Annotated in this window: 17 protein-coding genes and 1 pseudogene; 14 read left to right on the top strand and 4 right to left on the bottom strand. The window is 41.7% G+C overall.

Annotated features, from left to right (window positions below; genetic code table 11):
- Positions 1-47: 47 nt before the first annotated feature.
- From GNF10_RS15855 to GNF10_RS38600, 6 genes and pseudogenes are all read left to right on the top strand, one after another.
- Positions 48-821: a transferase gene (locus GNF10_RS15855; RefSeq protein WP_185581296.1), complete on the top strand. Its 774-nt coding sequence runs from the start codon at positions 48-50 to the stop codon at positions 819-821.
- Positions 822-877: 56 nt separating this feature from the next.
- Positions 878-1675: a BMC domain-containing protein gene (locus GNF10_RS15850; RefSeq protein WP_185581297.1), complete on the top strand. Its 798-nt coding sequence runs from the start codon at positions 878-880 to the stop codon at positions 1673-1675.
- 241 nt (positions 1676-1916) lie between these two features.
- Positions 1917-2858, top strand: a complete 942-nt coding sequence (locus GNF10_RS15845; protein ID WP_185585931.1) for a LysR family transcriptional regulator — start codon at positions 1917-1919, stop codon at positions 2856-2858.
- A 103-nt stretch (positions 2859-2961) separates the two neighbouring features.
- Positions 2962-4593: a mucoidy inhibitor MuiA family protein gene (locus GNF10_RS15840; RefSeq protein ID WP_185585932.1), complete on the top strand. Its 1632-nt coding sequence runs from the start codon at positions 2962-2964 to the stop codon at positions 4591-4593.
- A 640-nt stretch (positions 4594-5233) separates the two neighbouring features.
- Positions 5234-6604: an alkaline phosphatase PhoX gene (locus tag GNF10_RS15835; RefSeq protein ID WP_185585933.1), complete on the top strand. Its 1371-nt coding sequence runs from the start codon at positions 5234-5236 to the stop codon at positions 6602-6604.
- A gap of 129 nt (positions 6605-6733) precedes the next feature.
- Positions 6734-6997 (top strand): annotated as a pseudogene (locus GNF10_RS38600) (Uma2 family endonuclease); the annotation flags it as partial.
- 38 nt (positions 6998-7035) lie between these two features.
- On the opposite strand, the gene GNF10_RS15830 reads toward GNF10_RS38600, so the two are convergent.
- On the bottom strand, positions 7036-7236 hold the full coding sequence (locus tag GNF10_RS15830) for a hypothetical protein (RefSeq protein ID WP_012410641.1): 201 nt from the start codon (positions 7234-7236) through the stop codon (positions 7036-7038).
- 207 nt (positions 7237-7443) lie between these two features.
- Here GNF10_RS15830 and mnmE point away from each other — a divergent pair, with 207 nt between their 5' ends.
- The 7 genes from mnmE (at position 7444) to GNF10_RS15795 (ending at position 15526) form a co-directional block, all read left to right on the top strand.
- Positions 7444-8838, top strand: a complete 1395-nt coding sequence (gene mnmE / locus GNF10_RS15825; RefSeq protein WP_185585934.1) for a tRNA uridine-5-carboxymethylaminomethyl(34) synthesis GTPase MnmE — start codon at positions 7444-7446, stop codon at positions 8836-8838.
- Positions 8839-8949: 111 nt separating this feature from the next.
- Positions 8950-9720 (top strand): SDR family NAD(P)-dependent oxidoreductase, encoded by a 771-nt coding sequence (locus tag GNF10_RS15820; RefSeq protein ID WP_185593464.1) that lies wholly within the window; start codon positions 8950-8952, stop codon positions 9718-9720.
- A 50-nt stretch (positions 9721-9770) separates the two neighbouring features.
- Positions 9771-10100, top strand: coding sequence for a hypothetical protein (locus GNF10_RS15815; RefSeq protein ID WP_185580578.1), 330 nt, complete (start codon positions 9771-9773; stop codon positions 10098-10100).
- A gap of 472 nt (positions 10101-10572) precedes the next feature.
- A complete protein-coding gene (locus GNF10_RS15810) occupies positions 10573-11052 on the top strand; it encodes a hypothetical protein (RefSeq protein WP_185580577.1) in 480 nt (159 codons plus the stop codon).
- Positions 11053-11092: 40 nt separating this feature from the next.
- Positions 11093-11566, top strand: coding sequence for a hypothetical protein (locus GNF10_RS15805; RefSeq protein WP_185580576.1), 474 nt, complete (start codon positions 11093-11095; stop codon positions 11564-11566).
- Positions 11567-11748: 182 nt separating this feature from the next.
- Positions 11749-12576, top strand: coding sequence for a P pilus assembly protein, chaperone PapD (locus GNF10_RS15800; RefSeq protein ID WP_185580575.1), 828 nt, complete (start codon positions 11749-11751; stop codon positions 12574-12576).
- Between the two features lie 322 nt (positions 12577-12898).
- Positions 12899-15526 carry a carboxypeptidase-like regulatory domain-containing protein gene (locus tag GNF10_RS15795; protein WP_185581504.1) on the top strand — a complete coding sequence of 876 codons (2628 nt, stop codon included), beginning with the start codon at positions 12899-12901 and terminating at the stop codon, positions 15524-15526.
- Between the two features lie 71 nt (positions 15527-15597).
- Here GNF10_RS15795 and GNF10_RS15790 read toward each other — a convergent pair whose 3' ends face one another.
- On the bottom strand, positions 15598-16485 hold the full coding sequence (locus GNF10_RS15790; protein ID WP_185581503.1) for an alpha/beta hydrolase: 888 nt from the start codon (positions 16483-16485) through the stop codon (positions 15598-15600).
- 351 nt (positions 16486-16836) lie between these two features.
- On the opposite strand from GNF10_RS15790, the gene GNF10_RS15785 reads away from it, so the two are divergent.
- A complete protein-coding gene (locus tag GNF10_RS15785) occupies positions 16837-17733 on the top strand; it encodes a 1-acyl-sn-glycerol-3-phosphate acyltransferase (RefSeq protein WP_185581505.1) in 897 nt (298 codons plus the stop codon).
- Positions 17734-17737: 4 nt separating this feature from the next.
- Here the strand turns inward: GNF10_RS15785 and GNF10_RS15780 are convergent, their stop codons facing one another.
- Both GNF10_RS15780 and GNF10_RS15775 read right to left on the bottom strand, forming a co-directional pair.
- Positions 17738-18034: a hypothetical protein gene (locus GNF10_RS15780; RefSeq protein ID WP_185581502.1), complete on the bottom strand. Its 297-nt coding sequence runs from the start codon at positions 18032-18034 to the stop codon at positions 17738-17740.
- Between the two features lie 219 nt (positions 18035-18253).
- Entirely contained in the window at positions 18254-19903 is a 1650-nt protein-coding gene (locus tag GNF10_RS15775; RefSeq protein WP_185581903.1) for a hypothetical protein, read from the bottom strand.
- Positions 19904-19975: the final 72 nt, after the last annotated feature.

Raw genomic sequence — 19975 nt, 5'->3', positions numbered from 1 at the left:
CCCCCCTACTCCTCATCCCCACTCCGGCTTCCGAGGTTAAAATTTTCATGTCTGTGCTGTCACTGCGCCTCAGCAATAACTTTGATTCTTACATTAGTGGTGAGGTGACTATTCATCCAAGCGCAGTACTTGCACCTGGGGTGATCCTCCAAGCAGCTGAAAATAGCAAGATCATCATTGGGCCAGGGGTCTGTATTGGTATGGGAGCAATCCTCCAAGTCCATGAAGGAACCCTAGAGGTAGAAGCAGGGGCAAACTTGGGAGCCGGTTTTTTGATGGTTGGCAAGGGCAAAATTGGAGCAAATGCTTGCATTGGTTCAGCAACAACAATTTTTAACTATTCAGTTGAACCTGGACAAGTAGTTCCACCTGGATCGATTTTAGGAGACACCAGTCGGCAAATTGCTCAAACAAACCAGCCGGAACCATCCACGAATAACCCCACGGCTACAAGTGCGCCACCGCAAAAGGAAGAGGAAAATGGCTCAGGAGGAGTTAAGGAAAAGGCCGTTTCCTCAACTAACTTCTCAGCTGCGGCTTTTGTGGATTTCAAACAAAATAAGTCGATTTCTTACTTTAAATCTCCCACCACTCCTGAAAGCCAGCCTCCTCCCATAGAGGAACCAGCTAAGGATGCTGAACCCCCCTTGCAAGAACCTGCCCAAGAGCCAACAAAACATGACTCAGACCCCAATCAGCTAACTACAGAATCCCCTAACGGTTTCGGGACTCAGATTTATGGACAAGGGAGCATAAGCAGACTGTTGACTACATTGTTTCCTCATAGACAATCCTTGAGCAACCCAAACTCTGACGATTAGTCCGAGTAAGTGTTAATTGTAAGTTGTCGGCTTTGTGATTATCTAGGAAAGTTCACATGGAAACATCTAATCAACGGTCTCTGAAAGGCATCGAAGGAACAAGTCATCGAGACACCTTCCAGGATACTGCTTTGGGTTTAGTTTCTACCCGCAGCTTTCCCGCAATTGTTGGGACGGCGGATATGATGCTGAAATCAGCAGGAGTTCACCTAGTTGGGTATGAAAAAATAGGTGGTGGATATTGTACTGCGATCGTGCGGGGTGGCATTGCTGACGTGCGTCTGGCTGTAGAATCGGGTGTGCAAACAGCTGAACAGTTTGGTCAGTTGGTTTCTAGCTTGGTGATTCCTCGACCTTATCCCAACCTAGATATAGTACTTCCCATCACAACCCGTTTTACTAAATTGATGGAAGAGGGTAATTCTAGCCGTCTGAGTAATCAAGCAATTGGTTTGGTAGAAACGCGAGGATTTCCAGCAATGGTAGGCGCGTGTGATGCCATGCTCAAAGCTGCTGATGTTCATTTAGCAGCCTACGAAAAAATTGGTGGGGGTTTGTGTACAGCCATTATTCGTGGTTCCGTAGCAAATGTGGCGGTAGCAGTGGAAGCGGGAATGTTTGAAGCAGAACGCATTGGGGAATTAAATGCAGTGATGGTAATTCCTCGACCACTAGACGAAATGGAGCAAACCTTACCATTAGCAAGTTGCTGGATAGAAACACAGCAGCCTTTAAACTTGCCAGTGAACATTAAAGAACAAGTTGCCGAAATAGAGGTATTAAGATTACCAGATTTAACCAAGCTACCTACAAAAATTGCAGAAGTTGTAGAAGAATTATGGAATGATGAATGATGATAGATGAATTTTGGAAAATCATCATTCATCAGGAAGTAGAAGGAATCTTACGCTTTTCTTGTTGTTTTGATAATAGCTTTTTCAATCTATAAATAAAATACCTTTATTTTAATAGAAATAATAGAGTTTTATCTATAATAAAACTCGTAAATTTCTATTGGTATCGCTATACCATTTGTAACTGTTCAGTTAATACTAGTTTTATATCGATGAATAGCTATATAGAGGAGAACCACCTTTGAAACAAGCGACGCTGCACCAGTTAAAGGTATTCGAGGCTGCGGCACGGCACAGTAGCTTTACGCGAGCTGCTGAGGAATTGTTTCTCACCCAACCTACCGTTTCTATGCAGATTAAGCAACTTACAAAATCGGTAGGTTTGCCATTATTTGAGCAAGTGGGAAAGCGGTTGTATCTCACCGAGGCAGGACGAGAATTATTTGCTACTTGTCGGCAGATTTTTGAAAATATAGCCCAGTATGAAATGAAGGTGGCAGATTTAAAAGGGCTAAAACAGGGACAATTACGCTTGGCAGTGATTACAACAGCAAAATATTTTATCCCACGTTTGTTAGGGCCATTTTGCGAACTTTATCCAGGGATTGATATCTCTCTGCAAGTAACGAATCACGAACAAATTTTGGAACGGATGAGTCAAAATCTGGACGACTTGTATATTATGAGTCAAGTTCCAGACAATATGGATGTGACTTGTGAGGCATTTTTAGAAAATCCTTTGATAGTCTTTGCACCAGTTAATCATCCGTTATCCAAGGAAAAGAATATTCCGATCCAACGCCTATCTAACCAACCTTTTATTATGCGAGAACCAGGTTCAGGAACTCGCCGCGCCGTGCAAAGCTTATTTGAAGAACAAGGGGTAACAGTAAAAGTCAAGCTGGAATTGGGAAGTAACGAAGCAATTAAACAAGCGATCGCAGGTGGTTTAGGAATTTCGGTTTTATCTCGTCATACTTTACTATTAGACGCTTCAGATTTTAGTATTTTAGATGTCCAACACTTTCCCATTCAGCGACATTGGTACATGGTTTACCCCGCAGGCAAACAGTTATCTATCGTTGCTCGTGCCTATTATGACTATCTCCTGGCTGCGGCAAGGAATTTTGTAGATCAAAACACTGAAACCACTTCTAGTAAACTTGAACCAATTAACGGGTAATTCATAATTAAGAATTACGAATTACCCAAAGGGGTTGACTCTTAGACCGGCAACCATTGACAATTAACCAGCAGAATCAATTAAAAATGGGGGAAAACTGGCAATGGTTAACCCGGAAATACCATCTTGGCGCAAAACAGTACAAAGCGAGATTGTAGCTGTTACAGTTTATGCTGACAGAGCATTGGTTACACGACGGGGTGTAGTTGATTTAACAGGAATTGAACAGGAATTAGTAATAACCTCAATGCCAGAGACTCTAGAAACTGAGTCTATCAGGGTTAGCGGTACAGGGACAGTGGCAGTGCGTTTGATGGGAGTGAGTAGCGATCGCATTTACACCACTGAACCAGTAGCAGAGCGAGTTGCAAATTTAACAAGGCAAATTGAGCAGTTAGAAGCAGAAAAACGCCACCTGCAAGCCCAAGTCGATGCTTTAGTATTACAGTCTAGTTTTATCGCCGGGTTACGTGAAAAAACAGAGGAACCCTTTGCACAAAGTTTGTCTCGGAAAAATCTTAGCCTGAGCGAAACTTTGGATTTTTTGAACTTTATTGGAAGCCAGTATAGTGAATATGCGATCGCATCTGGAGAGTGCAAAACCCAACAGCAAGAATTAGACAAAGAACTGCAAGCACTCCGCGCTTCATTACAAAAAATTCAAACACCCCATCCCAAAGAGAGTTTGAGCATAGTTATAGGAGTTGAAGTTGCAGGTGAAGGCGAATTTGAATTAGAGGTATCTTACATAGTAAATCGCGCCAGTTGGACTCCGCTTTATGACTTGCGATTTAACACTACCAGCGATATTGTGCATCTGGGCTACCTTGCAGAAATCACTCAAAGCAGTGGCGAAGATTGGATTGGTGCAAATCTCACCCTTTCTACCGCTAAACCGGGATTAGGTACTCTCCCACCTAAACTTGAACCCTGGTATATTGATGCGCCACGTCCACAAATGTTACGACAACGACAATTGGCTGCCCAGCGACCACTGCTTCCTACCATACCAGAACAGGCTGCTCCTACTGCTAAAGCGGATTGGCAAGAAGAAGACGAAGGTGCAGATGATGTTCTTATCCCAGCAGAAAGTGTGACAGCAGAAGTATCCAAAGAAGGGAGTGTAGTTACCTTTAAATTGAATGGTGGCGGTAACATTCCCAGTGATGGCGCACCCCATAAAACGACAATTTTCAACGATGATTATCCTTGTAACTTTGATTATGTGGCAATGCCGCGTTTGGTAAGTTTTGCTTATCTGCAAGCAAATGTAAAGAATAATCCCAATGGTGCGACTTTGTTACCAGGGAAAGCGAATATTTTCCGCAACAATGTTTTTATCGGCACAACTCAGTTACAGAATATTGCGCCAGGACAAGAATTTAAATTGAATTTAGGGATTGATGAAAGTTTGAAAATTGAGCGCGAATTAGTTGAACGTCTAGTAGACAAGAGACTAATTAGCAACCAGCGCCGGATTACTTATAGTTATCGGTTGATAATTACTAACTTGTTTGACAAAGAAGTAAATCTCAAAGTAACTGAACAATTGCCAGTTAGTCGCAACGAGCAAATTAAAGTGCGCCTTAGCCGTAGCAACCCACAAATTCAACTAGGTGAAATGGGCATTTTGGAATGGCAGTTAACTCTTCCACTACAGGAAACAAGAGATATATATTACCAGTTTAATGTGGAACATCCGCCTGACTTAATGGTGGTTGGGTTAGATATTTAGAATCCACGTGAACCTGAGACAAATATTATATTAACCTGAGTTCGGGATAAGAAATTCTCAAAACCCCTGATTTTCATTGTTCAGTCTGTAACTCAGTTTTAATCTCTTCTCAAGAAGGCAGCTTATTGATATTAGTCTTATTTGTGAGCCTTGTTGACAAAATAATTACACTTTAATCACTTCCTTTATCACTTAGAGTTTTGCTCAATCCTTACAGAATAAGCTTTTTAGCTTCTGGATTAACGCAAACTCAGGTGATAGTAGTTCTTAATTGGATGCAATAGAATGTGGTTCGGAAATACAGGAGTCAGAATATTTTGACTCCTGAATTCTTTGTCAGAATATCCCATTGATCTAAGAATTACTATATTGTTTACTTGAACATCGCTTCTTATTACTACAGAAAGTTGCAAGTGTAATAATTTGAGTTTGAAAAAGTGAATACAACAAAATACTACATTTGTTTTACAAAAAGTCTCTTGTAATTAAAGAATTGAAACTTCTATTTTCATTAATTGCTACTTACTAACAGCATAGTTATTTCATGTGTAAAAGTTCCTATTAACGTTATCTTAATAATTCCTTAAAGGCAAACTTTTACTATTTATTAGGTTTCTGAAATTTTGCTGACAGTATACTAATGAACTTATCAAGACGTAATTTTTTTACATTGGCTGGGGCGAGTGCTGTCGGTGTTACGATGCTTTCTCCTCTGGAAGCTTTATATGCAAGACGTGCTAATGGTCAAGTTGCCAACGGTATTGGTTTTGGTCCTCTAGCGCCTAAGCTAGCCGAAAATGCAGATGAACTCCAAGGTGTCATTCTGAGTGGTATTAACTTAGGCAATACTCCCATTTTGCAGCTTCCTCCTGGCTTTAATTACACAGCGATCTCAGTAAGAGGTCAGGCAATGAGTGATGGTGGTACTGTGCCTGCGGCTCATGATGGCATGGCTGCATTCCAGGGTCCTAAGAACACCACAATTCTGGTGCGGAATCATGAAGTGAGTGCTTTGGGTTCTAACCCAGTACGTGTACCTACAGCAAAACTATACGATCGCTTGGGTGGCGGCACAACAAACATCTTGGTTGGATCTGATCGTCGGGTAATCAAGCATTTTGCTTCTCTGGGCGGCACAATTCGTAACTGTGCAGGTGGTTCCACTCCCTGGGGTACCTGGATTACCTGTGAAGAGGACGTAACGCTTCCTTCATCTGGTGGAGCAACCAAAAGGCATGGCTATAATTTTGAAGTGCCAGCGACAGACGAAATTCAGGTTACTGACCCAGTGCCTCTGGTTGCTATGGGACGTTTTAACCATGAAGCTGTTGCTGTTGATCCGGCAACTGGATGGGTCTATCAAACCGAAGACAGGGGCGATAGCTGTTTCTACAGGTTCCGCCCTAACCAGGAAGGTAACTTGCAAAGCGGTGGCGTGCTTGAGGCGCTTGTCATTGTAGGCGCACCTGCGGATACGCGCAAAGATTACCTCCGCTATAAGAATATAGCGTTGTCAACCACCTGGGTTCCGATTAACAACGTTGATCCTAATACCGATAATGGTTCTGCTTCAGTGCGAGGACAAGCCCGGGCAAGCGGCGCTGCAATCTTTGCGCGGGGTGAAGGTGCCTGGTATGGCAATGGCGCGATCTACTTTACCTGTACCAGTGGTGGCGATGCTGGTTTTGGTCAAGTTTTTGCTTACAATCCCAGCAACGGCACATTGACTTTAGTCGTTGAGTCTCCTGGAGAAAGTGTACTAGACTTCCCTGATAACATTACAGTTGCTCCTTTTGGGGATCTGATTCTTTGTGAAGATGGAGGCGGAGACAGTTATATTGTCGGCGTTAATCAAAGCGGCGAGCTGTATCAGTTTGCAAAAAACAATATTAATGACAGTGAATATGCAGGAGCCTGCTTTTCACCTGATGGTCGCACAATGTTTGTCAATCTCCAATCCCCTGGAATTACCTGTGCCATTTGGGGCCCTTGGAGCAGAAACCGAGCATAAAGTTAATTACATCTCAATGATTTGATCACTTGCAGGGATGCTCCAGTTAATTCTTGGAGTAACCCTGTTTTTGGCATTTACTTAAGATATCTTTCGTATACTAGATTACTTGTGGTTGTTTAATGTACAGGGTTTCATTTGTTTGATGGTGAATGTTAACCACTGTAACCCAATCCATAAGGCTGGTTGTGAAGTCACCAGCTAGGTTTATATTTAGGTGTTTATCAATAAAAGTTACGCTTTTTTACGCCTGAAGGAGAACTAGTTTTAACACTCGAACAAGTTGCACAACAGGCTGAACAAGAAAAGCAACGCGCTAACCAAGAGAAACAATGCAGCGATCGCTTGGCAGCAAAACTGCGAGAATTAAATATAGATCCAGATACTATTTAAACTCCTCGCTGTCTTGCTTGAGCCTGTTGGCCCGAATGCTATGGATCTTCAGGAAAAACCCATTTTGGCGGTTCCGTCATTTTTTTGCGTAGACGTTCTTGTGCCAATTCCAACATTTTGTCTAAGGGAGTCTCTTCAATAAATTTTGCGGCTGCCTCTCTAAACTCGATATTTGGGCATTTATCCCCTAAAACACACCCGTTAACACAGGCTACAGCGCAGTTAATCTTTTGCTCCACAGTAAATTCCTCTCTCTAAAACTTATAAGTTATAAAGTTGTGAGTTCTAACATTCACCCCTAACTCTTTACTATCAGGCATTAACCTCTAGATAAATTTTACCTTGCCAGTTGCTATTCTATTAGTCTAAATACTTACCATTTAAAAAGTTATCAGTTATGAGTTATGATTTTGACTCCTGATTTCTCACTCTTATGAAGGGCGCTCATGTCAGAAGTTTTTGCTACTACTGGAACCATCGTTGCGATCGCAACTGCTGTTGTCCCCCAACAGGGTAGTGTTGGCATTGTGCGGGTGTCTGGTTCTGAAGCAATGGCTCTAGCCCAAACTCTTTTTCACACACCAGGGCGACAAGTTTGGGAAAGTCACCGGATTCTCTACGGTTATATTCGTCATCCCCAAACCCAACAACTGGTAGATGAAGCCTTATTGCTGATTATGAAAGCACCCCGCTCTTACACTCGTGAAGATGTGGTGGAATTCCATTGCCACGGAGGAATTATGGCAGTGCAGCAGGTATTACAACTGTGTTTAGAAAATGGCGCTAGACTAGCTCAACCCGGAGAATTTACTCTCCGCGCCTTTTTGAATGGGCGATTAGATTTAACTCAAGCTGAAGGTATTGCTGATTTGGTAGGAGCCAAATCGCCTCAAGCTGCTCAAACTGCCTTAGCTGGTTTACAGGGAAAATTAGCTCATTCGATCCGGCAGTTACGCGCTAACTGTTTAGATATTTTGGCAGAAATCGAAGCTCGAATTGATTTTGAGGAAGACTTACCGCCGTTGGATCATAAAGCAATAATATCAGAAATCGAGAAAATTGCCGCCGAGATAACGAGGTTATTGGCAACCAAAGACAAAGGTGAGTTGCTACGCACAGGTTTAAAAGTGGCAATTGTAGGGCGGCCAAACGTGGGTAAGTCGAGCTTATTGAACGCTTGGAGTCGGAGCGATCGCGCGATCGTTACAGACTTACCTGGTACAACCCGCGATGTGGTGGAATCTCAGCTAGTTGTCGGGGGAATTCCTGTACAAGTGCTAGATACAGCCGGGATTCGGGAAACAACAGACCAAGTGGAAAAAATTGGTGTGGAGCGATCGCGCCGTGCTGCAAATGCAGCTGATTTAGTCTTGCTTACCATCGATGCTTCAGCAGGCTGGACAGAAGGCGATCGAGAAATTTACGAACAAGTACAACACCGTCCATTAATTCTAGTCATTAACAAAATTGACTTAGTAGAAGAAAGCGAAAGAAAAACTCTTCAATCTCAAATACCCAATCCAAATTCTAAAATTGTCACAGCAGCATCACAAAATCAAGGTATTGATGCTTTAGAAACAGCAATTTTAGAGCTAGTCAAAGCAGAAAAAGTCCAAGCTGCTGACATGGATTTAGCCATTAACCAAAGGCAAGCGGCAGCTTTAACTCAAGCTAAAATATCTTTGGAACAAGTACAAACAACAATTGTCCAGCAACTCCCTCTTGATTTTTGGACAATTGACTTACGCGGTGCAATCCAGGCACTAGGAGCAATTACTGGTGAAGAAGTTACAGAATCGGTTTTGGATAGGATTTTTAGCAAGTTTTGCATTGGTAAATAAACCACAAATGTTCTATTCTTGTTAATCTGGGTAGTTTGGGTGAAGCGAATCACAACCCAATATCTATCCTAATTATTATCAATTTTAAATATTATTAAATCCTAAAAGTTTATGTCTTTAAATGATGAAATTAATTCTATAAATGCATTGATTGTGGGGGCGAGCCAAGGTATTGGTATTGGTTTTGTAAAAAGATTACTACAGGATGAGAAAATAGCTAAGATTTATGCAACTTCTCGTCAGCTAGAATTAGCCACCGATTTAATAGCTCTTGCAGGCGAACATTCTGAACGATTAATTTGTTTAGAGATGGATATTACTGACGAGTTGCAGATTGTTGAAACTATTCAAAAAATACATACCCAAGTTGACAAACTGCATTTGGTAGTCAACTGTGTAGGACTGTTGCATGAAGATAGTTTACAACCTGAAAAAAGCTTAAGACAGATAAATTCAGAAAACTTGCTGCGCTACTTTCAGATAAATAGTATTGGTGCTGTCTTGCTGGCTAAACATCTATTGCCTTTGTTGCGTCATGGAGAACGCAGTGTGTTTGCTAGTATTTCTGCTAAATTGGGCAGTATTGGCGACAACAAACTTGGTGGATGGTATGGCTATCGCGCTTCTAAGGCAGCACTCAATATGTTGATGCGAACTGCGGCAATTGAGTATAAAAGAAGTTGTCCTAAAGCATTAATAGTCACATTGCATCCTGGTACAACTGATAGGCGCCTTTCCCGGCCTTTCCAAAAAAATGTACCTGCGGAAAAATTATTCTCAGTGGAACGCACCGTTACCCAATTATTGGCTGTGATTGAACAGCTTCAAGAAGGCGATAGTGGGCAGTTTTTCTCGTGGGATGGAAGCAGATTGCCTTGGTAACTGCGTTACGCTGGTGCTAATGGAACTCACATTACTTGTAACCAAAGCCTATGAAGTTTTTTGTGCCAGCAGCCAAGGATGATATCAAAGCAGAGCAGGTGTATAATGCTTTTGCTCGGTCTGTCAAAGCACCAATAACCGAAAAGCGTATTTGGAAGTTACAGTGGCGCGATCGCGAAATTGATATGGAATGCGAAGTCGGTAAACCCTTACCATCCTCTTATCAAACGGGGAAAGAGCTAGTTATGGCAATCTTTGAGTGCGAAAACCTTTATAAAATTTGTACTCTTACCCGTGGAGGAGTAAAGGGAGAACCTATTTTGGTTAGCAAAAACTCTCTATCCTCAGCAACATATTTTTCAGATAATGTACATAACTGACTTTGCATATTACATAGAGCAGAAAGCGTATCAGTATTGGCGTAGTTTTTTAAAAGATATATTTATGTAGGTTGGGTGGAGTGAAACGCAACCCAACATTACCACCAAATTTTATGTTGGGTTACGCGATCGCTGCACCCAACCTACAAAACTCACGAACGAAGTAAGTGGGCGTAAATAATTATTGTTGGGATAGGGTAATAGGCAACAGGCAATAGATATAAGGATTTTAGCTAGTTCATTTTTCTTTACAGTCAAGAGGTTAGAGAGGAATTTCTTAAGCAAAACTCTTATCCACCTTGAAAGTGCTAGTTCTAAATTTTATAAAAATTTTATACAGATAAGTATCTTAACGCAATTTGAACTCAGTGTTTAAGATGCGTATTTTTGCTGTCGATATTGTATTTTTTGATAGCTATTATGAAAATACGCACTGATACAGGATAAAGCTGAGTCATCAGGTAACTTCTTTATGTTTGACCGTCTAGCGTTAATCTCTAGCCTGGTGCTGGCAAGTGCATTCGCTCTAAATCAAGCTGCGAACGCTCAAAGTGCAAATGTTCCTTTCAGTGGAACAGTTCCAGCTGAAGCTACCTTTAATGCTCCTGCCCCTGGCACTGCTGAACCAACTATTTCTAGCAGTTCTGCTGGAATTCCGACAAAGTTTGAATCACAAACTCCTGCCACTATGGGCGTGCAAACTAGCACACCTGCCACCATCTCTGTTTCACCCCCCAGATTTGTATCTGGCCCTAGTGCAGATCCTTCTGGGACAACGCACATCGGATTTTTAAAATTTGGTTCGGCTAACCTTCGTAGTGATGTCGGTGGTGGGAGTGCAACTTTACCAGCAGGTAGTACCAATTTAGAGGTGGGTTTGCTGGTAGAGCGACCTGTAGCATTTACGCCAGGAATTTATACCTACGTTGTTACTTTAACGATCGCACCATAGCTGTTTTCTGCAACCCTTATTATTTGAGAAGGATTTAAAAATGATTCGTCGTTCTTTATTAACTATTGCTTTGATAATTGTTGGTTCTGCTGCTCTTGCACCCAAAACAATGGCACAAACGGCTGATGTACCTTTTACAGCAAATGTCGGTGGTGTCTGCAACTTCGATCAAATCACCCCTGGTAAATTGGGACTCAACCAACAGACTAACCCAACTTCACTAGCGGGAGGATATCCTGGAGGACAATTTGGTAAGGTTTTTGTTAGCTGTAACCAAGGTGCCAGAGTGAGTATATCCAAGCCACAGCAAACCGGAGGCCCTAGTTTTACACCCATTAACTCTACTGGGTATATCAATTCACCTTTTGGCAGTACTAGTTCTCAGGGTGGTAGTTCTGTGTTGCTGCCCTCTGGTAGCGGTTTGCCTTTGGATATAGACATGATAGTAGATAAGGGCAGTCCCCTTGTTCCTGGAAACTACAGCTATGTAACAACATTGACTATCGTGCCATAGTCTAAAATTTTCCCAGTTTTCCTTCAATTTGCTTGAGAAAAATAGTTATTGAATATCTTGTCGCTAGAGAGTAAATCTTCAAGGGGCAAGATATTTTTCTCATGACCAATAGATAAAATAAATCTCCTTTTGGGAACTATAAATCAGAAATTAACTTTACTAATCCTGTCATAGTTATAAATATGCTCAAGAGTAATTGGCGCTCTCTAACTGCTGTTAGTGCTGGCTTATTCGCCCTAGTTTTATTTCCTGCTGCTGCTAAAGCACAAATGAGTGTTTCTCCGCTAGTGATTGAAGCCAAAGCGGAACGCGGACAAGCCCAAGGAATGATTACGATTTCCAATACTAGTAAAACCCCCTCTCGCATTCGCATCTATGCTGAACCTTTTACCTATAGCCGTGATGCAGGGTTTCAAACCTTATCCTCTAGTCCCAATGACTTGACGAAATATCTGCAATTCTCACCGCGTGAGTTGACTGTCAAACCAGGAGAAGTCCGCCGGGTTCGCCTCATCAGTCGCTTGGCTCCTAATTTGCCAGATGGGGAATATCGAGCGGTCGTATTTAATGAAACTCTTACTGAATCGAGAGATGCTGCTGGTAATAACGTTACTTTAGTGGCACGAATTGGCGTAACATTCTATGTCAGAAAAGGCAATCTTTCTCCCCAACTAGCAATTGATAGTGCCAGTTTTAACCCAGAGCAAAAACAAATTCAACTTTTAGTTCGCAATAGTGGACAAGCAACTGTTCTCCCCAGTTTAAATTGGACGTTACGCCAAGGGCAAACTGTTGTCAAAACTGGGCAGATAGATACTAATGCTGTAGTGGCAAATAGCGATCGCAATTTCTTATTAAATTACCCCAATAAAGACCAACCAGCCTTGAAGCCTGGTAAATATCAGCTAAGTGGTGAGTTATTCTGGGGTGAAGACAATAATAAAAGTAAGTTGCCCTTCAATGTAAATATTACTATTCCCGCACAACCAGCTGCATCACAGAAAAAATAGTTTGTGTAATAATTAGTAATTCTTAACTAAGAAATTGAGATTAACTCTCAATCCGATTAGGTTAAACTTTTTTACTGAAAATACTAGTTCACAAAGGCGCTATAAATCGCCGTTTTTACAAGAAAAATTCCTTTGTAGAGGCGGCGATTTATCGCGTCTCTTGCCATTAACCTTAACCTAATTTTGGAGAATTGGCATTGTTGTAAAATACAGCATTAATATCGATAATTTTGTTTGGTGCTTGGGAATTATATGTTGGTATAGACATTGCAATGCAACGTTTCTATTTCTATAGGAAATTTTACAGAGAAGTTAAAAATTTGTGCAACTTCGGTTATTAACTAGTAGAGGCAAATTTCTGCTAGCTGCGATCGCTCTTATCTGTCAAATTATTATCACCCCAGCTAAAGCAGATACGCCTGCATCCAATCTACAAACGCCTACAAGTACCCAATTAGCAAAGGATTCAGAATTTAAAGTTTTTCCTGTAGGATTGAATGTCGGCAACCGCAATGTCAATTCTAGTGTTCTGGTGCGTGGTCAAGAAGATGGTTCCCAAGCAATTGATTTTTCAAATTGGCTGTTACCCTATGATGCAATCGTTCAAGGGTTGAAATTAAATGTTACCACTTTACCAGACGGTCAATTAGAAGTGCGATCGCTTAGTGTTGTGACTCGCATCAACCCAACAAAACTTCGCACCGATCCAGAATTAGGATTAGTCTTTACAATTCAAGATTTACAAACTCTCTTTGGCGTAGGGGCAAAATTTGACATCAATGAATACGCCATTATTTTAGATGTTCCAGGGGTAGATCAATCCAGTGGCAAACTAGCAGAAACAGAAACTCCGATTCAGCTAGAAGGATTACCACACATTACACCTAAAAAATTTAGTGTGGCGGCAGTTGAACAAAAGGTAAATGCTAGCGGTGGTGCTACGAGATCGACAAGTTATCGAGGTGATTTCCTGGCTGTTGGTAGTGCTTTCGGTGGTTCGTGGTTCATCCGCACCGATCAACCAAATTTACAAAATCCGCAAAATTGGAATATTGCTGAAGCGCAATTTCTGCGACAAGCTAATTCAGCTGATTATTTTGTGGGTTCCCAGCCAACTTTTTGGCAAACTCAAGGAACAGGAGACTATTGGGGGTTTACATCCATTCAACGACAGGGGTTTGTACCACCTCAACCCTTTGGCGGTGGTTCTTCCGATCCTCGCCAACGTTTACAAGCAAATGCTATTGGACGCACAATTTCTGGTAAGGCTGAACCAGGTACATTGGTGCGCTTAGTACAAGGTTTTAGCGATCGCATCATTGCCGAAATTTTAGTTGATTCTTCTGGCATTTACCGCTTTGAAAATATTAAAAGTCAAAATCAATTTTTGGCAAATAATTATCGCGTCTTGCTGTATCCCCAAGGGCGACTCACCGCCCAACCAGAAATTCAACAGGCTAATTTTTCTACAGTCCCAGGACAATTACCAGCAGGTGCTTCAGGATTAATCGTTTCTGGCGGGTTACGACGGGATTCTTTGGGAAATCAAAGTCTGTTGGGCAACTTTTCTGGCTTTCGGGGGGGAATTGCTGGACGTTGGGGTTTATCGGAAAATCTGACAGTAGGCTTAGGTGGAGTGTATGACGAATCGCCTAAAGCCTTAGCAGAATTATTTTGGCGTGCTAGAAACTTACCTTTGCAGGTATCAGTTTCAGCACTAACGGGTAATAAGTGGGATGTGAATACAGATATTCGCTACGATCCAGCTTCTAACTTGAGTGCTATATTTACCAGCGATCGCTTATCTAGCCGTTTTAATCTAGATTGGCGAGTTTTGCCTCAATTCGCTTTATTCGCCAGTAGTGACACTGGTGATGCAACATCTAGCGGAATGCAATTTAACTTGAGTGGCAAAGATGCCTTTACCTTTGCCCGTATCAGCTTAGATACTAAAAACCGTCTGCGCTGGAATTTGCTGCAACGTCTTGGAAAACTAGAATTAACGCAACGTGGTAACGAAATCAGTACTTTGTCAGAACTGAATTACAACTTATCTAAAAACCGCTTTTCTAATAGTGGCAACTCACTGCTGTTAAATTATGAAACACAGAATCAAAATCGTAGCGACAGTTTGCTGAGTGTGAGTTGGCGCTATCGTTCACAACAACAGGCGATTGATGGTAGCTATCAGTGGGAAGCACAGTTAGGTTATGGCGTTGGTTCTCAAGGTAATGGAATACTAGCCACACTATCAACAACAGTTTTACCCGGTTTGCTATTACGGGCGCGTTATCAAGGTGTATCGCCGAGTTCCGATGAAGCAACTTTCAGCATAGATTTAGCTTCTAGCCTGAATCTCCAAGGGGGTATTAGTCCAGGCGATCGCCGTTCTAATTACTTCCGTACCCAAGGCGGACTGTCGATTAAGCCATTTTTTGACCGGAACAATAACGGCAAATGGGATGGAGGGGAAGAAGTTTATACAGATAATGCTGATTTGTTATTGACTTTGAACAATAAACCTCTTAAGTCATTTTTGCCACAAATCCAGGGCGATCGCACTTTAGTAAGAATGCCTCCTGGTATTTATCGCCTTGACCTCGATCCAGCAGGTTTACCCCCTGATTGGCAGCCTATGGTTGAGTCTGTAGCCATTGATGTAGTTGCTGGGAGTTACACCCCTGTGATGATTCCGTTAATTCGTTCTTACGCGCGATCGGGGGTAGTCACGGATACTCAAGGTCAAGCGATCGCAGGCGCACGGGTAGAAGCCATACAACCAGATCAAACAACTCGGTGTTTTTCTGTCACCAATGGGGCTGGAGTCTATTATTTAGAAGGCTTGTCACAGGGTAAATACACTCTGCAAATCAACGGTAAATCTGCTGGTACCTTGAAATTGGAAGAGTCTTCTGAAGCATTCCAAGAGCTTAATTTGCAACAGCCGTAAGTCGCTTTGCTCCAATTAAAAATTAAAAATTATTAATTAAAAATTTAAAAACTACATGAGATTATTCTAATTCAGCGCTTCCCCACCACTTCAGATGATAGATGTCGCTCCAACCAATTCTCCAAATCTGCCATTACCTCTCGATAATTGAGGTCACGCTGAATTTCATGATAGGCTTCTGGGTACTCAATTCTCAGCTTATCTGTGCAGTTTACCCGTTGATAAAATATGTCGCTTCCCGCAGGTAAAGCCACTCGGTCTGCACCACCGTGAAGAATCAATAATGGTAATTGCCAATCACCTGCTTTAGCATTAATCCAATCAACTGTTGCAAAGAATTCTGTAGCTAGACGGGCAGTACCAAGGGTATGTCGCAGTGTATCTTGAGCGATCGCAGCTAAAACCTGCGGATCTCTTGAACCAGCACTGATGTCAATGCCTGTATTCAGTGTGAAACGCGGCCACACCCGTGAGAGCATTTTTCCTAAAAGCACCCGAATCGGTGAAATCCCAACTTTTCCCAAGGTTGGCGCAAGAGCGATCGCACCTTGTAAAACTGATGCTTGTTGGGGATAGTGGAGAATGTAATCTAAGACAATCACCCCGCCTAAGCTATGACCCAAAAGAAAAATTGGGCAGCCAGGATTCTGAGTCTGAATTAACTGTAAAAAGGCTCCTAAATCTTCTCGAAACTCACTCCAAGCGTTGATATAGCCTTGCTGACCTGGTGAGCGTCCATGACCACGCAAGTCTAAGGCATAGATAGCATATTGTTTGGGTATTAAATGCTGAATTACATTACTGTAGCGATCGCTGTGCGCTCCGAGTCCATGCACAATGGTTAATATTGCCCGGACTTTACCCTCTGGATGCCAGCTTTGGTAATACAGGTCAAGTCCTCCAACACCTTGGAATCTGCCTTCTTTACGAGACACGATGCGATCGCTATGGTCAATCATCTGGTTAATTTTTTAGGTATTCTCTCAGCAAGTTACTAACATGTCAACACTGATTGTATAAAAATAGCTTTTGGCTATGGGAATAATTACAGCTAATTGAGTTACCCTGATGTATTTATTTAAAATATCGATAAGATCATTCCACAGCTTCTAACCGTGGGTTGGTTAATAATATAACCTCAAGAATTATGATTTATTCATGAATTCAAGGAGATTTTTATCAAAAATTCTTCTAAGGAATCTGTTCAGGAAGACCTAGCTGATGGAGTAATTTCCGAAGTTCATACCGATTCGAAATCTAGCCATCAGAGCGAAGATAGTACACAATTAGAAACTTTAACTGCTTCAAGTATAAAGCGGGTAAAAGAGGGTGTAGCTGCGGCTGGCGATGTCTACGACGGGCTACGCCTACGCGCTGTTCGCCAGATTATCGAAAAAACCCTCAATCGCTTGGAAGGTCTTAATCAGGGGCATTCAGAACCTAGAGCCAACTCTGGGTTGCGTCGTTTTGTGATGCGATCGCTCATCCATGCCTTTTTCAAGGTACGGGTCGAACATCTCGAAAGAATACCTCAGAAACCTGCAATTTTAGCTGTCAACCATCTCCACCATATCGATCCCTTACTCCTGTTAGCCGAACTCCCTACCCAACCCCACTATTACATCCTGGGCGATGCTCGTACTCTTTATAATAAGTGGTGGAAGCGCTTTATCCTGGGTTTTGCGGGGGGCGTGATTCCTTTGGAACGGGTGTGGAAAGAAGAAGTTGCTGTCATGGAAGCGGCTAAAGCAGGAAGGCAAGATTTAGTTGAGCTAGCCACAGCAATTAAACAGACAGTACCGACAGGGGAAGATATACACACACTGCGACAGATAGACCGGATTATCCTGGCAATTTTGGCTCGTGGAGATGGGATGATTCTCTTTCCCGAAGGACGACTAGGAACTGCTGAGGGTAAGTTGCATCTCCCTTTAAAACGCGGGACTTTGATTTATGCCTTGCGGGCTGGTGTACCGATTATTCCAGTTGCACTGATTGGGACTCATGACCTCTATTTGGGAAAGGAGTTAACAATTCGGGTCGGTGAACCGTTACACTTTGCCCAAGCAACCAGACCAAAGCGCCAGGAAGTAGAAGTAGCTTTGGAGACGTTACAGAATGCGATGCTGGCTCTGTTGCCAACTAACTACCAAGAACCAACCGGAGCCAAACTGTTACGTTCTTTCCTCAATCACATGTTGTGGTGAGAGTTTATTGCTCTAAAAAGTTTGTAACTTTGAAATTTGATGTTCCCTCCCAACAATGGTTCAAAAATGCGTTTACTTGAGCGTCTGCTGAGTCAATCGATTCTTTGGAAGCGTTAAATTGCACTGCTGTCACAATATACTCAAAGATAATTACAAACTGCTTTTGAAGTGAAATTCTTTCGACTAAAATTGTTTCACCTATCTTAGGAATTTGAGGCACATCCACTACAAATGTCTCAAGTTTTGGTTTATCTAGTGGATTTTTGAAATTGAAGTATTTACAGTAAACAATAATTTTCACTTAGACAAACACCAATAACATCATAGATAATCAAAATTATCCTTTAATTTAAAAATCGTAAATATTATAATAGTTTATTAAAAATATCTACCAGCTTATACCAATCCTCAAAAATCAGGCTACAGATGTAAATCTGTAAACCAAAATGAAATTTGATAAGTTTTAATTAAGAGCTATGTTAGGGAGACCTTGAGCGTCATTACGAATTACGAATTAGTGTTATTTTCCCTGCCACATCTGCCGTAATGACTGAAAAATCTTTACAAATCTCTCTTCTAGCCAGAGCATAGCATAATCAACCCATTCCAGAAGTTGCTCTAAGGGATGCTTCTCATAGCCTGTTGAAGTTGCTTTGGTCTCTATCCAGTCTGGCTGTGCCTCAATTTGACTACTTTGATGAAACTGCTGTTGCAAAATTTCCCCTTTACGACTCTTGCGTTTAGTTAGGGAAGTATGGGCTTGAGTTTGCTTTGCAGAAGAAACTTTTCCAGATATTTTTTGGCTTGATGCAAGATTACTAGTTGCTTGTTTCCTTTGCACCAAACCAGATCCAATTTTAGGTTGTTTTACAGTTAAATTCTTTTGTGGAAAATGCCCTACTGATAAACTTGCCGCTAAAGCAGGATTTTCCACTTGAGTAAGTGTAACTGACTTGTTAGTAACGGTTTCAGTGTCTCCAAATAAATCATTCCATGTTAGCCAAGGATCAACAGCTGAATCCTGGTTCTCCAATAGAGGGCTTTTAGATAAGGCTTTTCTAAAGCGTGATGAGAATAGTTTACCTGGTAATTGCTTATCACTAGTTGTTGGTTCAAGTGTTTTTCTATTAGCAACACCAAAAAAGTAATTAAGCGCCGCCTCAATTAAAGCGTGAATATTTAGTGTATGAGTTTCCAAACCATCAGTAGTGGTTGCAATTTCTCCCTTAGCAGCTAATTGCTCTTTGCCATAAAGAAATATGTTTAACTGAGTTTGGGCAACTTGAACAATTTCCTGGCTACGTTCTTGCACAGGTACTAAAGCATTTGACTCCAACTTAGCAACAGCTATATCTAGAAATGCCAGTAATCTTTCAGTATTAAGTAAATCTTTTGATATGCCCTCAGCTAAAGCTGGAATTTTGGTTGTATTGCCGTCAGTGAGTTTTGCTAATAAACGGTCAATTTGTGGTAATAGCTCCGTTTCTTTTTTAGCTATAATCAACCGCCAGGACTGCCAGTAATTAGCAACTTCGTTAATAATTCGATCTTCTAATTTTGCCTGCTGCTGGGGTGTCAAAATATCTAGAATTTCATTTTCGGTAGTAACAAGTACTAAACTCCGATTCATCAAATTTGTGGCAATTCCCCGCACTGCTGGAAGATGCTGTTTTAGAGCGTTATCTAACTGTAAAGAGTTGATAATTCCCGCTTTATTCTCTGTAATACTTGAAGATTCTATATAACTAACATTATTTGTCGAGTTTTTACCAACAAACTTCAGCCCAAAAACTCCCAATAAAGCCAAGGGATCAAAAAGTTCAGATGTTTTTGTAGGCGTGGAGGCGGCTTCATCTGACAACACGTAATTGACTGCTTCTAGTACTTGTTGAATAGGACTATCAGCATTTGGAATTTCGGGCTGAAAATCGGTATCATTTGGTTGTAACTTTAGTCTAGTTTGTGGTTCTTTGGTCTGTAGCGTTTTCCCAGATGATTCAGATGACTGAAACAGTAGATACACTGGGTAAAGTAGTGCCTCCACACCCCACTTAGTGGCAACTTGCAAATGCCGGAAGGTGTGTTCCCACTGTTGTGTCACCCGCCGAGATTGCTGGTGGACAAAGTTAAATAGTCTGCTTTGATAACGACCAGAGGAACCAGAAGACATAGTAGTAATTTTTTAGTTCAAGTCTTGTTAAGTTGTGAGACTCGCGCCAAACAATAAAAACAACCAACACCT

Origin of the sequence: Nostoc sp. UCD121, from assembly GCF_014222285.1 — a bacterium.
Lineage (GTDB): Bacteria > Cyanobacteriota > Cyanobacteriia > Cyanobacteriales > Nostocaceae > Nostoc.
This window is presented reverse-complemented; position numbering and strand designations above follow the sequence as displayed.